Source organism: Rheinheimera soli (genome assembly GCF_021290985.1).
GTDB lineage: Bacteria > Pseudomonadota > Gammaproteobacteria > Enterobacterales > Alteromonadaceae > Pararheinheimera > Pararheinheimera soli.
Window position 1 is genome coordinate 1 of sequence record NZ_JAJOYU010000005.1, and the last position, 15,173, is coordinate 15,173.

Annotated in this window: 16 protein-coding genes; 10 read left to right on the plus strand and 6 right to left on the minus strand. The window is 46.7% G+C overall.

The features are described 5' to 3' along the window. Positions 1 to 201: 201 nt before the first annotated feature. The gene (locus tag LSG37_RS05185) at positions 202 to 480 is read left to right on the plus strand and encodes a type II toxin-antitoxin system RelE/ParE family toxin (RefSeq protein WP_233078997.1); all 279 of its coding nucleotides are present in this window, start codon (positions 202 to 204) and stop codon (positions 478 to 480) included. Next, positions 480 to 776, plus strand: coding sequence for a HigA family addiction module antitoxin (locus LSG37_RS05190; RefSeq protein WP_233078867.1), 297 nt, complete (start codon positions 480 to 482; stop codon positions 774 to 776). The genes LSG37_RS05185 and LSG37_RS05190 overlap by 1 nt, the downstream gene beginning before the upstream one ends. Positions 777 to 797: 21 nt before the next feature. Here LSG37_RS05190 and fic read toward each other — a convergent pair whose 3' ends face one another. Next, complete coding sequence (gene fic, locus LSG37_RS05195) at positions 798 to 1,901, minus strand: protein adenylyltransferase Fic (protein ID WP_233078868.1); 1,104 nt, start codon at positions 1,899 to 1,901, stop codon at positions 798 to 800. Between the two features lie 268 nt (positions 1,902 to 2,169). On the opposite strand from fic, the gene LSG37_RS05200 reads away from it, so the two are divergent. After that, positions 2,170 to 2,667, plus strand: coding sequence for a DUF1993 family protein (locus LSG37_RS05200; protein WP_233078869.1), 498 nt, complete (start codon positions 2,170 to 2,172; stop codon positions 2,665 to 2,667). 58 nt (positions 2,668 to 2,725) lie between these two features. Here the strand turns inward: LSG37_RS05200 and LSG37_RS05205 are convergent, their stop codons facing one another. Then, positions 2,726 to 4,267, minus strand: coding sequence for an alpha-N-arabinofuranosidase (locus tag LSG37_RS05205; RefSeq protein ID WP_233078870.1), 1,542 nt, complete (start codon positions 4,265 to 4,267; stop codon positions 2,726 to 2,728). A 152-nt stretch (positions 4,268 to 4,419) separates the two neighbouring features. Continuing rightward, entirely contained in the window at positions 4,420 to 5,040 is a 621-nt protein-coding gene (locus LSG37_RS05210; RefSeq protein ID WP_233078871.1) for a LysE family translocator, read from the minus strand. A gap of 226 nt (positions 5,041 to 5,266) precedes the next feature. On the opposite strand from LSG37_RS05210, the gene LSG37_RS05215 reads away from it, so the two are divergent. Beyond that, positions 5,267 to 6,709: an amidohydrolase family protein gene (locus tag LSG37_RS05215; protein WP_233078872.1), complete on the plus strand. Its 1,443-nt coding sequence runs from the start codon at positions 5,267 to 5,269 to the stop codon at positions 6,707 to 6,709. Positions 6,710 to 6,771: 62 nt separating this feature from the next. On the opposite strand, the gene LSG37_RS05220 is transcribed toward LSG37_RS05215, so the two are convergent. Both LSG37_RS05220 and LSG37_RS05225 read right to left on the minus strand, forming a co-directional pair. Then, positions 6,772 to 7,020, minus strand: a complete 249-nt coding sequence (locus LSG37_RS05220; protein WP_233078873.1) for an HP1242/YdcH family protein — start codon at positions 7,018 to 7,020, stop codon at positions 6,772 to 6,774. Between the two features lie 18 nt (positions 7,021 to 7,038). Then, positions 7,039 to 7,344, minus strand: coding sequence for a TraR/DksA family transcriptional regulator (locus LSG37_RS05225; protein ID WP_233078874.1), 306 nt, complete (start codon positions 7,342 to 7,344; stop codon positions 7,039 to 7,041). 273 nt (positions 7,345 to 7,617) lie between these two features. On the opposite strand from LSG37_RS05225, the gene LSG37_RS05230 reads away from it, so the two are divergent. The 4 genes from LSG37_RS05230 (at position 7,618) to LSG37_RS05245 (ending at position 11,991) form a co-directional block, all read left to right on the plus strand. After that, positions 7,618 to 8,592 carry an alpha/beta hydrolase gene (locus LSG37_RS05230; RefSeq protein ID WP_233078875.1) on the plus strand — a complete coding sequence of 325 codons (975 nt, stop codon included), beginning with the start codon at positions 7,618 to 7,620 and terminating at the stop codon, positions 8,590 to 8,592. 255 nt (positions 8,593 to 8,847) lie between these two features. Beyond that, entirely contained in the window at positions 8,848 to 9,984 is a 1,137-nt protein-coding gene (locus tag LSG37_RS05235; protein ID WP_233078876.1) for a type 1 glutamine amidotransferase domain-containing protein, read from the plus strand. Between the two features lies 1 nt (position 9,985). Next, complete coding sequence (locus tag LSG37_RS05240) at positions 9,986 to 10,711, plus strand: response regulator transcription factor (RefSeq protein WP_233078877.1); 726 nt, start codon at positions 9,986 to 9,988, stop codon at positions 10,709 to 10,711. Then, the gene (locus LSG37_RS05245) at positions 10,708 to 11,991 is read left to right on the plus strand and encodes a sensor histidine kinase (RefSeq protein ID WP_233078878.1); all 1,284 of its coding nucleotides are present in this window, start codon (positions 10,708 to 10,710) and stop codon (positions 11,989 to 11,991) included. The genes LSG37_RS05240 and LSG37_RS05245 overlap by 4 nt, the downstream gene beginning before the upstream one ends. On the opposite strand, the gene LSG37_RS05250 is transcribed toward LSG37_RS05245, so the two are convergent. After that, positions 11,988 to 12,746, minus strand: coding sequence for a type 1 glutamine amidotransferase (locus tag LSG37_RS05250; RefSeq protein ID WP_233078879.1), 759 nt, complete (start codon positions 12,744 to 12,746; stop codon positions 11,988 to 11,990). The two genes, LSG37_RS05245 and LSG37_RS05250, sit on opposite strands and share 4 nt — an antisense overlap. Before the next feature lie 188 nt (positions 12,747 to 12,934). On the opposite strand from LSG37_RS05250, the gene LSG37_RS05255 reads away from it, so the two are divergent. Then, the gene (locus LSG37_RS05255; RefSeq protein ID WP_233078880.1) at positions 12,935 to 14,524 is read left to right on the plus strand and encodes an amidohydrolase family protein; all 1,590 of its coding nucleotides are present in this window, start codon (positions 12,935 to 12,937) and stop codon (positions 14,522 to 14,524) included. Positions 14,525 to 14,592: 68 nt separating this feature from the next. Then, entirely contained in the window at positions 14,593 to 15,108 is a 516-nt protein-coding gene (locus tag LSG37_RS05260; RefSeq protein WP_233078881.1) for a DUF6942 family protein, read from the plus strand. Positions 15,109 to 15,173 lie beyond the last annotated feature (65 nt).

Below are 15,173 nucleotides of genomic sequence, written 5' to 3' on the forward strand. Positions count from 1 at the left end.
AGTACAGAGACTGTTGTCTTCAACAAACCTTGCCTGATGCAATAAATACCTCGCTAATACCGATGATTTAATGTTCTGTATCCAAAGTAAATACTAACGATAAGTTAGGCAAGTGGTTTTTTACCAAATGGATACAGGGTGTTGAGTTTAGTGCGAGTTATCCTACCTTGACAATGTAACCTCATGGGTTACAATTTTGACATGATTAAGAACTTTAAACATAAAGGTCTTGAGCGCTTCTATAAAACAGGCAGTACGGCTGGCATACAGGCCAAACATCAGAATCGCCTGAGACTTATCCTGTCAAACCTTGATCAGGCACAAGCCATAGATGATATGGATCTGCCGAGCCTTCGGCTTCATGAACTTTCGGGTGACCGAAAAGGTATTTGGTCTGTTACTGTGAATGGCAATTGGCGTGTCACATTCAGATTTATTGGCCGGGATGCTGAAATTGTTAACTACGAGGATTATCACTAATGAGTATGCATAACCCGGCTCACCCTGGTGAGATTCTGAAGGAGCTGATTATTGAGCCTTTGGCTTTAACTGTGACTGATGTTTCGGCGCATTTAAATATCAGCCGTAAAACCTTATCCAAAGTACTGAATGCCAGAGGTGCTATTACACCGGAAATGGCGCTTCGTCTGGAGCTGGCATTTAGCAAACCTTCGGCTGAGCATTGGCTTCGGTTACAAAATGCCTACGATCTGTGGCTGGTGCGGGAACAACAAGCTGAGTTACAGGTGCAACCTTATCAGTTGAAATTTGCCTGAAGGGCTTCTGAAAGGTCAGCCCTATGCATAAGCTTCCACCACATTATGTTCTGTAGTCATTAACCGAACTAACTTTGGATGCACAAACAGCTTTTCTTTGCCGAAGCTAACTTCATTTAAAACACCTATATCACATAGCTGCTTCAGGTATACCGATGCAGTTTGGCGTTTGGCTACATCACGTTCCACCAGCGAACCAATGCGGCAATAAGGTTGTTCAAAAATCAGTTGGATCAATTCGTAGCTGTAGATTTTTGGCAGTTGCTGTTGTACATAACTAGTGGTGTCTTCCATTAATTGGCGTACTGCGGCAATTTTTGCTGTAGTCCAGCGCGATGTTTCTGCCACAGCTTTTAGCATAAATAAGATCCATGGCTGCCAGCTTTGCTCGCGGGTAACGTCCAATAGCAGGCGGTAATAGTCTTGTTTGTTTTGTACTATGTAGCGGCTTAAATACAGTATGGGCAGGCTAAGTAATTGCTGTTCTATTAAATACAGAATGTTCAGAATACGACCAGTCCGGCCATTGCCATCAATAAAAGGGTGAATGGCTTCAAATTGATAGTGTGCCATTGCCATCTTAATCAGTGGGTCCAGCCCATCGTCGTTGTGTAAAAACTGTTCCCAGTTACTTAATAAATCGCGGATCACAGTTTCACCTACAGGAGGTGTATAAATAGTTTCTCCTGTTGCCTGATTAGTCAGGCTGGTGCCAGGCACTTTACGAATATCCATTTGCACTTCTTTGATTGTGCTGCAAATATCAAGAGCGGTATTGGTGCATAACGGCCGTTTAGCTAACGCTTTAAAGCCAGAAAATAGTGCAGTGCGGTAGCGCAAAGCTTCTTTGGTTGCCGGGTCAGCCATACTGTCTTCCTGTGCGAACTGAAACAGTTTGTCTGTGGTTGTGACAATATTTTCGATTTCAGAACTGCCCTGAGCTTCCAGAAGTGGCAGCAAGTTGATCAGTAAGCCCTGATTAGGTAGTAACTCTCCCGCTTGTTTCAGTTCAGCCAAAGCAGCTCTGGCCGGAATACAGGCTTTTAGCACTTCCAGAGTTTCTATTTCAGAAGCTGGTGGTAATAAAGGAAGTTGGTTGTAAGGCTGATTGGCTTGCCAATTCATAGGTAAAGGGTCCATTGGTATTGTGCAGATAAACACATGTTTAAAAAAACGCTTTTTTTCGACACGTTATTAAGATATGTCGATACCATCGACATATCAAGAAAACATGTTTAAAAAAACGTTTTTTTTCGACACGTTCTTGCGCCATGTCGATGCCATCAATATCAGTTGGCTGTATTAAACCCATTTTGGCGTTATGCTGATGGTGCTGAACGGGTTATGTCTGTATCTAACCCAAAGATTTTTAGCATTGAGAAAGGATACCTCTATGTTACCTAACGAGCTTTTTATGCATCCTTTACGTCAGTTCGCCTTGTTGCTGCAGAAAATTCAGCAGCATGATGTCGATTTGCTGGATGCAGCTTTAACGGCTGAGCAGTTTCCGTTGTGGCAGCAGGCGCAGACTGCTATTGGTTTTTCATTGCGTGCTTGTTGTGCTTTATGTGAAAAAGAACTGCCAAATTTTACTAAACCTATGCCTGTGTGGCTGGATCTACAGCAACAAATTCAGCTGAGTCTGGATTATTTAACGCTGCTGACTGCACAAGACTTTGATGGTTGGCAGCAAAAACCTATAGCAACCACAGCGGGTTTTGCAGAGCTGGAGCTGGCGGGTGAGCAGTTTGTTTATTTGTACGCCTTACCGAATTTTTACTTTCACTATGGCATGGTGTACGCCATAGCCCGTGCTCAGCAGGTGCCTTTAAGCAAAGCTGATTTTGATGGCTGGCATCAGTATCCGGCAGGTTTTTCTTTTCTGCGTTAGAAGACTAAGAAAAAGGGCAAAGTAAATTTGCCCTGTTCAGGTTTGAAAGGTCGCTCGCTTATTGCACTTTTACAACCAGTATTGATTTCGCAGGTAATTCCAGGCTCAGCTTACCGTTTTTACCTTTTGCACTAAAAGCTTTTGGCTTGATGGCCTCTGGTTTGGCGAAAGTATTGTGCGCGTCCATCGCATCAGCTGTCAGTAACTGGCCTGATACAGTGTTGATACTAATGCCTGCCAGGTTGATCTCTGCTGTTTCTGCTTTGTTTGGATTGGCATTTACCAGCGCCAGATATACATGGCCGTCTTTGGCTTTTGCTGCTGTGGCACTGACTGCGGGTATTGAAACCTCACCCAGTTTGTAATCCGGTACATTGCTCAGCTTCAGCGGTAAGGCTGTGGCATCCTGAAACGGCACATACATTTTAAAGGCATGATAAGTAGGAGTCAGGAGCATTTTTTCCTTATCTGTCAGTATCATGGCCTGCAATACATTCACCATCTGAGCAATATTGGTCATATGCACCCGGTCGGCGTGTTTATGAAAAATATTGAAGTTCAGCGCCGCCACTATGGCGTCTCTTAAGCTGTTCTGCTGGTACAAAAAGCCCGGGTTGTCGCCTTTTTCAACGTCATACCAGGTGCCCCATTCATCGACATAAAAGCCTACTTTTTTCTCTGGATCATGTTTATCCATCACCACTTTGTTATTGGTAATAAAACCATCCATTGCCAGAGTGCGATGCATGGTGCTGATCCAGTCGCTCTCCGGGAATTGCAGCGCTGCGCCTTTCACGTCCCATTTGCCTGTAGGCAAGGTGTAATAGTGAAAACTAACCGCATCCATTTTTTGTTTTACATTGGCGGTCAGATATTCAGCCCATGAGGTGTCTTCGCTATGGCCGCCGCTGGCGATCCATTTGGGCGTATTGTTCGCCGGAGCTTTCAGGAAGGTGGTGTAATGTTTATACAAGTTGGTGTAGTACTCTGGCGTCATGTTGCCACCACAGCCCCAGGCTTCGTTACCCACAGCAAAATAATGCACCTTAAACGGCTTATCGCGACCGTTTTTACGGCGTAATTCAGCTAGGCTGGATTTTCCTTCGGCTGTCATATATTCCAGCCATTCAGCCATTTCCTGTGGAGTACCTGTGCCGAGGTTGCCGTTGACATAAGCTTCAGCGCCGAGCATTTCCACCAGATCAAAAAACTCATGGGTACCTACAGCGTTGTCTTCTTCCACGCCACCCCAGTTGGTATTTACTTTGACTGGTCTTTGTTTATGTGGGCCTATGCCATCACGCCAATGGTATTCGTCGGCAAAGCAGCCGCCTGGCCAGCGGACCAGAGGAACCTGTAAGTCTTTTAGCGCGGCTAACACATCGTTACGCCAGCCTTTGGTGTTGGCAATTTTTGAATCCGGGCCAACCCAAATACCTTCATAAATGCCGCGGCCTAAATGTTCGGCAAACTGACCGTAGATATTTTTATTGATCACAGCGCCTTGAGTGCTGCTATCGAGCTGAATTTGTGTGGCGGCCAGCGCTGTAGCGCTCAGGCCAAAACCAAGGGCCAGCAATAGTGGTTTTATTATTCTCATCGAGTTCTCCTATTCAGAGGTGGGGAGTTTGATTTGTGTAGTAGGTTGAATGCTGTGCAGTTTTTATACATCCTATTGTAGGACAAAACAACGTTTCACAGACTTGAAAGGAAAAAGATCAATAGGTGTTGAGAAAAAACATAAAGCGGCCGTTACCAGTTAGCGCTTTCAGTCCATAGCAAACTGACGCCAATAAACAGCAATAACAAAGCGCTGATCCGGTTCAGCCAGCGGGCGGGTTTTGGTTGTTGCAGGTAAGGCTGAAGTTTATGTGCCAGCAATAAATAGCTGCCATGTGAAATTAAAGAACAGAGAATAAAAGTAACGGTTAACAAGCTAAATTGCGGCCATGCCGCCTGCTCCGGCTGAATAAATTGTGGAAACAATGCCGAGAAAAACAAAATGGCTTTTGGGTTGGTGATGGCTACGACAAAGCCCTGACGGAATATTTGCCGCCGTTTTTGTGGTACTCCAGCCAGCACAGCTTTGTTTTTCCTGCTCTGCTGCCATTGCTGCAACGCCAGATACACCAGATAAGCAGCTCCGGCTATTTTCAACATAAAAAACGCCAGAGGTGAGGTGGCAAGCACCGCACCTAAACCGACAAAAGCCAGCAAGGATAATAAGCTTAACCCCAGTACATTGCCCAAAGAACCAAATACCGCAGTGCGTGCTCCCATACCTAGTGCATTACTGACAGCAAATAACACTGCAGGGCCGGGCGAAAAGGTTGTGATTAGAGCAATACTAAAAAATAACCACCACTGCTGCATTGCTGTGATCCACTGCTTTGAATTGGCGCTATGGTAAAGCTTTTGCGGTAAAACACAGCCAGGCTCAAAGTAATAACACTGTTTCCTTAAGTGCTTCAAAGCAAATGGAGCAACTGGGCACTAAACAGCAATAAGACCAGCGTAGCTTTTACTGCGTTTGACGAGCTAGAGGTATTTCAGCTAGTTGCGGCACTATAAGTCCTTTGTTATTTGTCGAGAGTTGATGATGACATTAATCCGTCTTTCGTTGATTACCGCAGCTGCTGTGGTTTTATTCAGTTGTACCCCTAAGGTAAATGAACCTTTGCTGGTGCTACATAATCTGCAACTGGTTGATGTGGAAACCGGCCAGTTGGTGCAAGACCAGTTGCTGGTGATCAAACAAGACCGCATTCAGGCAATTTTGCCTGAAGCTCAGTTGAGTGATTATCCAAATGCGCAGCAACTGGATGCGGGTGGCCGCTATTTAATACCGGGCTTGTGGGATATGCATGTGCATTTTGAAGGCCGCGATTTAGTCGAAGACAACAAGCTGCTTTTACCTGTGTATCTGGCCTATGGCATTACCGGTGTGCGTGAGGCGGCCAGTAATTTGGCTCCTGTAGTGCTGAACTGGCGTACTTTAGTGGATCAGAACAAACTGCTTGGGCCTAAAATTTTTACCGCTGGTCAGAAGTTTGAAGGCATCAACTCTTTATGGGATGGCGATCTGGAAATAGGCAGCGAAGCCGATATGCTCGCTGGTATGGATAAATTGCAGCAGATGCAGGTCGACTTTATCAAGATCACTGAAAATACTCTGCAAGCTGATTTATATCTGGCAACCATTCAAGAAGCAAAAAAACGTGGTTTGTTAGTCTCCAGTCATGTGCCTTATGGCACCAGTATTGCGCAACTGTCGGAAGCTGGTTTATCCAGCCTTGAACATGCCTCTTATCTGCTGCGTTTGGGTTTTGCTGATGAAGGTCTTGTTGCCGCCAGAGTGCGAGCCGGAACCCTAACGAATCAACAAGCAGCAGAACACTACAAAACAGGTTTTAATCAGCAGCAGGCACTGCAAGGCTACCGCATTCTAAAACAGCGGAATGTCGCTGTTACCCCCACTTTAATTGGTGGCCAGCAACTGGCGCATTTGCATGACACTGACCATAGTCATGATGAGTTTTTAAAGTACCTGACCAAAGATTTTACTTCTAACTATCAATGGCGTATTGACCGTATGGCCAATGAAACGCCGGAACAGCGACAACAGCGTAAAGACAAAGAACAACTGATTGCCAGTCAATTACCTTATCTGCAGCAGGCTGGTGTCACTTTGCTGGCAGGCAGTGATTCAGCAGCACTGAACACTTATGTCTACCCGGCTCAGGCATTACATGACGAACTGGAGTTGTTCCAGCAGGCGGGTTTAACACCAGCTCAAATTCTGCAAACGGCTACCATCAATGGGGCTCGTTTTATGCGTCAGGACAAGGATTATGGCAGTATAGCTGTCGGGAAAAAAGCAGATTTAGTACTGCTGAATCAAAACCCGCTGGCTGATATTAAAGCCAGTCGCAGTATTGAAACTTTGTTGTATCAGGGCAAAGTATATGACCGAGCTACGCTGGATCAGCTGTTACACCAAGCTGAAAAACGTAAGCTGGAACTGGAACAAAAAGCCGATTAAAGTCACAGGCCGGATTTGAACCGGCCTTTGTGCTTGCTGTGCTGGCAGTCATGTCCTGGTGATTAAACTGCCGCTTCAGCCGCTTTGAGCATCATGTATAAATCATCTTTTAAGTGCAGACGCTGTAATTTTTGCTGCTCGAGATAATCGTCGCTGCAGATTTCTGAGCCTTGCTCAATACGGTGTATTTCGTGGTCAATTTCATGGTAACGGTTGAACAACACAGCAAAGTGATTGTTGTGTTGCTTTAACTGATGGATTTGTTCTTTGTATTCCGGAAATTCAGCATGTAAATCGTGTTTATCTGGCATAGTTTTCCCCGTTTTTGGTTAGGCGCAGTGCTGGCACTGCAGGCTGTAAGGTAAAAGATCTAATCGTTCTGCCTGAATTTTTTCACCACAATCAATGCAGGTACCATAGCTACCTACTGCTATGGCTTGCAGTGCGTTGCGAACCTGTTGTAGCTCTTGTGCGGTCTGGCGTTCCAGCTGATCCAGTACTTCATCATTTTCGCGCTCCAGTGCCTGCTCTGAACTATTGGCGTTAGCAGTTATGCCAAAGTCCGCATGGAGTTTATCTAGCTTGTGTTGCAATTGACGCTCTGATGCAAGCAGTACAGATTTATAATCGGTCATTGCGTTGATCCTGTCTGTGGTTTGTCCCTCATGCTACGCCTTTCAGTTAACCGGTCTTTGATCCAGCACAAACCTGAGCAAAACAAGGTGAAAAGACGCTGGGCTAAGGTTGCAATCTAGAAGCCCTTCCTGCGGTAAGCTTTGAAGCATTCGCAGAGGGTAAAATGAGTGAAAACTCTGCTCTGCCATAGTGAATTTCCCGATGATCTGTCTATGCTTTCTGTGCCCGAAAAAGGTTCGGGTGAAACGTCATTTACACAGAAGGGATTTGCCATGTTATTTATCACCAATAGGTTTCCAAAAGGATCAATTCTCAGTAAAGCGAATCGGAAGTTTGAATTTGATCTGCGTAACAATGCTCCAAGTAATTCAGTGTTTTTTTGTCAGCGGCATGCCGATGGTCATATCACTGAGGTGATGGGAGATGCTTTCTTGCGACAGTTAAAGCAGAGCCCGGTTAGACAATTGCTATTGTATATTCACGGTTTTTCTAACTTACCGGATGATGTCTTTGGATCTGCTATTGAACTGCAGCAGCTTTGTAATGCAGAAAAGCCGGATGAAGTGTTGGTGGTGCCTGTTATTTGGCCATGTGACGCTGATCTTGGCATAGTGAAAGACTATTGGGATGATCAAAAATCTGCTGACCAAAGTGCGGCAGCCTTCTCCCGGGCCTTAAGTATTTTTATGGACTGGCGCAGTTCCCCTGCCAATGAACCAGAAACTGCGCCTTGTTTGAAGCGCATTAATGTGTTGGCTCATTCGATGGGAAACAGGGTGTTGCGCCAGACCTTGGTCGACTGGGACAAAAATGATCTGGCCGACGGTGTGCCGTTAATTTTCCGCAACACCTTTATGGTGGCGGCGGATGTTCGGAATGAGTCCATTCACAAAAACCAACCAGGCAAGCTCATTGCCGACGCCTCACGCAACGTAGTGGTCTATTTTGCCTCTGACGACTTGGCTTTACGCAGCAGTAAAGTAGCTAATTTGAAAAACAAGGTAGCCTCGCGCCGACTGGGTCATACAGGGCCAGAAGACATCAGCCAAACCCCACATAACTTATACAGTGTAGATTGTGATGATCTGAACAATCTGTACGACAGCCCTAAAGGTCATTCGTACTTTCTTAGCGGTCGGCAGCGGGGTAAAGCGGGTTTAGTGTTTAAACACATTTTTGAATGCATGCTAAATGGCAGGGTGTTCCCACAGGATGAATTTCGCCGCAGCAGCGTACTGCGGGATTGAGCAGCCGTGGCGTTGTTGTATGCACTTAACCCTGTTCTTGCGAGGTTTCATGGTGGCGCTTTACTTGATTAATCTCTGCTATTGATTGTTTTTCCTCTAGCGTAAATTGAGTATGCGGGCCTGCTCTGGCCCGCTTGATACTGCCTTTAAGTTGCAATTCTTTTGGCTGTTATTCGCATCTATAGTGCTTTTCACGCCCCTTTTACTTTTGTTTTGTCACTCTGCTGCTGAACCCTGACAACGGAGTAACAAAAGATGAAATCAACTTTATATAAAAAGGCCGGCCTTTGGTTGCTGGCTGTTATGTCGCTATCGAGTGCAAGTGTGTGTAGTGGTGCACTTCAGGCTGAAGAGCCTGTGCAGAAACCTAAAGTGTTATTAATTGCCAGCAGTTACGGCGTGGCCGATGACCCGAAAAAACCTGGTTTGGAATTTGATGAGTATGCCATGGCTTATCAATTATTAAGTCCGCAAGTTCAGCTGGAGCTGGCCAGCCCAAAAGGCGGCAAAGTGGAAGTAGGTGAATACAACAAAACCAAGCCTTATAACGCTGCCGCTTTAGCAAATCCTGCAGCCATGCAGCTACTGGCTGGCAGCAAAAAACTCAGCGAAATTAAAGCGAACGACTATCAGGCTGCGCTGGTACTGGGTGGCAAAGGCGCTATGTTTGATTTAGCCGAGCATCAGCCGTTACAGCAATTACTGGCGGATATGGCGCAGCAGCAAAAAGTGATAGCTGCGGTTTGTCATGGCCCAGCGGCTTTAATTCATGTGAAAAACAAAGATGGTTCGCTGTTACTGCAAGGTAAAAAAGTAGCGGGTTTCAGCAATCAGGAAGAAACTATGTTTGCCAAAGAGATGCTGCCGCTTTATCCGTTCTTACTGCAGGACGGTTTAACCAAAGCCGGAGCCTTGTATCAACAAACTGGCCCTATGCTGCCGTTAGTGGTGCAGGATGGTAAGCTGATTACCGGGCAAAACCCCTACTCAACACCAGCTTTGGTCGATGCGATCTTGGCTCAGTTAGAATTGAAAACGACACAGCGTGAGGCTTATCCGGATGAACAGGCTGTCACTTTAATTCAGCAGTTTTTAGTTGGACAAGCTGTGCCACAACCACTGGATGAAAAACTGGTGGATATTCAACTGATGGCGGCTTGGGGTTATTACTCCCTGCAATTTGCCAACGCCGAGCCAGAGCGTCAGCAAGCAGTGCAAGTGATGGAAATGGTCAGTGACAGCTTTACCGCTCCGCAGTTTTTAATGGCATTAGCACAAGGGCAGTTGCAACTGGGCAATACAACTCGCGCTGTTGAACTTGCAAAAGCTGTGCTAAAACAACAACCAGACTCCAAAGCAGCACAAGAATTGCTGACAAAAGCTCAAGGATAAAGTGAAAGCTCAGAACTTGAAAAACCATAGCCAACCCTGCCTGCGTATTCTGCTGGTGGAAGACCAGCAGGCGCTGGCCGCCAATATTATCGATTATCTGACCACAGCCGGGCATCAGCTGGATTATGCGGCTACAGGTGCTTTGGCTTTGCAACTGGCGAAACAGCATAGCTACGATTTAGTGCTGTTGGATTTGATGTTGCCGGATATAGATGGCAGGCAGCTCTGTATGCAATTACGCCAGTTGTGGTTGAAAGCTGTGCCTGTATTGATGCTGACCGCTTTGGATAGTCTGGATGATAAGTTGCAGGGTTTTGCTGCTGGTGCTGATGATTACCTGACCAAGCCTTTTGAGCTGGCCGAATTGGCGGTGCGTTGTATGGCCTTAAGTCGTCGTCATTTACTTAGCGTCGATCCGCAATTACAGCTGGGGCCTCTAGTGATAGACAGATCGCAACAACAAGCCAGCCGATCCGGTCAGCCGTTGGATTTACATCCGCTGGGTTATCGTATTTTGGTGGTGCTGGCTGAAGCTTATCCGGCTTTGGTCAGCCGCTCTGATTTAAGTTATCAGCTGTGGGGCGACGAGCCGCCGGATTCAGATGCGTTGCGTGCCCATATTTATCTGCTGCGCCAACAACTGGATAAGTCATTTTCTGCTGCCATGTTGCATACAGTCTATGGCATAGGTTTTAAGCTGGTCGTGCCGCAGGGGCCTCATCCATGAATAAACCAGCCCGAAGTTTAGGCCAACGTATTATTTGGGCTTTTGTTATTCTGGCGCTGCTTTGTGCTTCTTTATTCAGCTTTTTTAACGTAATTTTTGTATATACGGTGGAAGACCAGTTTTTTCGTCATCAGTTAATGGACGAACAAAAACGCCAACTGCAACAGCCGCAGTTATCTGCACCTCAATCTCCTGCTATGCGGATTTACCTTGGTACTAAGGATTTTCCGGCAGATCTGCTGCAAGTTCTTGAACCCAACACCAAGCGTACGGAATACAGTGGTCTGGATGGGCGGCATTATCACCTTCGTCGTTTCGTTCATCCTGCGGTAAAGGAGCCAGTTTGGCTAGTGGCGGAAGTCAGTCAGCAACTGGTGGTGCGGCCAATTCGGGATGAAATGTTTTTACTCTATGGCATCAGCACTTTAATGATGCTGTTGCTGGCCGCAGCTTTGGGTTTTGCCTTAGCACGCCGGGCAACCCGGCCTTTAACCCAGTTGGCTGAACTGGTGCAAAACGATCAGTTTAGTCCGGGTTTTTCCAAAGTTTTTCCGGCCAATGAAATAGGCGTATTGGCTGAGGCTTTAGAGCAAAACTGGCAAAGAGTGCAGGCCTTTATTGCCCGGGAGCAAGCTTTTAGCCGCGATGCCAGCCACGAGCTGCGAACACCACTGGCGGTTATACAAAGCAGTTGTGAGTTGTTATTGGCGCAAGCCTCAACGCAAGCATGGCCAGCAGAGCAGCAACAACGCTTAGAGCAAATTCAGCACAGCAGCAGGCAAATGAACCAACTGATCAGCACTTTACTGGCGATGTCACGTGAGCAGCATTTGGGCCAGACTGAAACTATCAAATTGGCTGGTTTGCTGGAGCAACTGGTACTGAACTTATCGCCTTTGCTGGACGGTAAACACATCGAACTTGAACTGCAGGTGGAACCTGATCTGCAGTTGCAACTCAACCCAGTATTGCTGCAAATGGTGCTGACCAACTTACTGCAAAATGCTTTTTTACATAGTGCCCCCGGCATTATTCATATCAGCGCCGACTCGTTGGGTTTGCTGATCCGTAACCCCTTGCAAGCCGAAGATGTGCCCACTGAGTTAACCGCTTTATTTGCCAAAGGCCGCCAAAGCAGTGGTTATGGTTTGGGCCTGGGCATAGTGCAACGGCTTTGTCAGCAAACAGGATTAGAGCTTCAACTAGAGCGCCAAAACAGTGTACTGCAAGTGAAACTGAGTTGGTCTGACAGCGTTTTTGCAGCACAGAATCAGCACTAACAAGCCAGATGTTCGGCATTATCCAGGCAAGGTCGGTAACCTGGTAGTTGCTGCAGCCATCTGTGGTAGGTGAAATTGGCGGCTTTATGCAGTGCTGCTACTTTTGCCGGCAAGTTCTGCAAAATGTCCTCTTCGCTTTGTACTGAATTCAGATGCTGCAAATTCAGCAAAGACTGTCTGTCTTGCTTGCACCATGCTTTGATACTCTCGCTGGTTACCTCCATGTGTGACTGCAACCCCAGATGAGGGCCATACGCAAATGCCTTGTTAAGGCAATAACGGCCATATAACAAACGTTTTGCGCCTCGTGGAATTTGGAAGGTTTCAAAATGCCAGTGAAACAGGTTTAGCTCGGCTTGGTCGCCCAGCCATTGTTTGGCTTCAGCAAAAGCCGTTACCCGCACCGGATCCCAGCCTATTTGTGGCACGGCGTTAGGCCGAACCTGAGCCCCCAATACCTTAGCCAGCAATTGCCCGCCAAAACAATGACCTAACATTGGCCGGTGACGCGTCAAAGCGTCTTGCACTAAAACTTCTTCCTGTTTAATCCAGAGATAAGGGTCGTTGACGCTGGCGTTGGAACCCAGCAGCACTACAGCGCTGTAATCTTTGCAGCTTAAAGGGGGGGCTTCGCCATGGTTGATGGCAAAAATCTGATAAGGCAACTGGCATAAATCCAGATAAGACTGCAAGTAAGCTGGGCCCTGAGTGGCGTCGTGCTGGCAAATGGCGATAGGTTTTAATTGACTAAACATGACAAAAGTCCGGGTTGTAAACACCGCTTTATCATAAAAAATGTTCGCGCAAAAAGGCTGTAAAGAAGCAGGGGAGCAGGGTAAAGAATTTATAATTTTCTGCTTTTTTATGGGCTTTAACGCCCGTTTGACATTTAGCTTGTGATACTGCTCTGACTAAAAAACAAGGCAAAGTAGTGAGTCTGACTATGCGAATTATAAAGGTAACAGTACTGCTGCTTAGCAGTGTAGTACTGACAGCAGTTTTGTTGTTAACTGCTTGCGTCAACTGGCCTTTGCCAGAAGCTCCAGGTCCCGCCAGTAGTGGCCCGTTGCTGCTGGATAATGTCAGTATTGTGGATGTAGAAACAGGCCAAATTCATCCACATCAGGCGGTGTGGATTGACCAGGGCCGTATTAGCAACATTACGGCTTCTGATGGTACATCAACAGAAAGCAGCGCGGCAGTTCGCACTGAGCTGATGGCCGATGGTCGGTTGAAAGTGCATGCTGCAGGGCGTTTTTTAATACCTGGCCTGACCGATATGCACACCCATTCGTTACAGATTTCTCCTCAACTGCATCATCCGTTATGGGTAGCTGCGGGGGTCACCGCAGTGCGGGATTTATCTGGTTGTATGCTGCAGCCCGATAGTTTTCAGGCCTGCACCGCAGACCGAAAACTCTGGCAGCAACAAGTGACAGCAGGCCAAAGAACCAGCCCAAATTATTGGCAACACAGCAGTTATCAGCTCAATGGCGGTCCGGAAGTGCCAGCTGACTATCCGGCATTTTTTAAGCTGCAATCGGCCACTGATGCCAAAACTTTGGTGGCGCATTATCAGGCGCAAGGCACTGATTTTATAAAAGTGTATGAACAACTCAGTGTTCAGCAATACCAGTGGTTAGTTGCTGCAGCCAAAGAGGCTGGTATGGCGCTGGCAGGGCATCAGCCCTGGTTAGTCTCTTTTCAGCAGATGTTAGATGCAAATCAAGGTAGCGTTGAGCATGGCCGGGTCTTTATTTTTGAATGTGCCGATGCCATTAAAGCCTATAAACAACAGCCACTCACCCAGAGTTTTCAGCCAGAGCAATGGCGCGCGCTGCTGCAAAGCCAAAACCCAGTGTTGTGTCAACAACTGATGCAACAAATGGCGTTATCCAACACCTGGTGGAGTCCTACCTTATTAACCCTGCAATTGGGTGCTAAAGCCGGTGATACCGAATTCCGTGAGGACAGCAGACTAAAATATGTGCCTGATCTGCTGCAGTTGTTATGGCAGGGCGATGCCGATGTTATGCTGAAAAGATCTTATGATCACAATGATCTGAATGTGCATATTGAGTTGCTGGCGTTGGCACAGCAGCAATTAAAACAAGCACAGCAAGCTGGTGTAAAAATTCTGGCTGGCACCGATACGCCAGACTCTTTTGTCTTTGCTGGCTCAGGCTTACACGACGAGCTGGCGTTGTATCTGCAGGCAGGTTTAAGCCCTTTAGAAGTGATTCAAACCGCTACTATTAATCCCGCCATTTTTGCTGGTATCGCAGCACAAACAGGTTCAATTGCTGTGGGTAAAACAGCCGATTTGGTATTGCTAAATCATAACCCTTTACTGGATTTAGCCAGTATGCGCCAACCTGAAGCCGTAGTGCTGGCAGGGCACTGGTATCCAAAGGTTTTGCTGCTGCAATTAGAAAGTTTTGCTGAAGATCAAGCGAACAGCATCAGGCTAAACCTGCATTTACTGTGGGATGCGCTGATGAGTGCTCCTATGCGCCAGCAATTCGCGGACTAAGCCGCAGCAGGTAATCACCGCTAAAATCCGTTACCATAACGGCAGTTTTTACCGAATGAGACAACACAGTGATTGGATTAGGGGATCAAAACGCCAGCTTTCGGGTCTATGTGGAAAACAGACCCAAAATGCCACAGTACCAGCAGCTATTTGACTGCGAAGCAGTGCAAGCGGGTGATATAGATCTGATTTATCAGCACTGTGGCAATGGCTGGCGTAAGCTGTTTAATGTCTACGCCAAACTGCTATGCGCTCTGGATCCAAAGCTATTTACCTTCCCGACTCAGGCCGCGAGTTGGCAGCAGTATCGTGACCAGTTTTTGCTGCAAAAAGCTTCAGGCACAGCCCTGTTATTCGATGCCCCTTTGTTAAAGCCAAAAGACAGCACCTTACATTTAATTGCTGGCCGCACTCATGCTAAGCAGTTGATTGAGCGTGGTTTAGCTTGTCAGTTACATTGGCTGAATGAAGAGTTTGCAATAGACCCTATCAACAAAGTGCTGGTGACACCTTATTTTGATTACCGTCAGCTGAGCAATGAAAAGATTGAGTTTACGGCTGGCTTATTAAAAACATTGAAGTGACAGGTTTGTGCACATAAACGACGAGCTGAACAGGTTCGCTCTAACAGCGACCTGTGTGATGACTG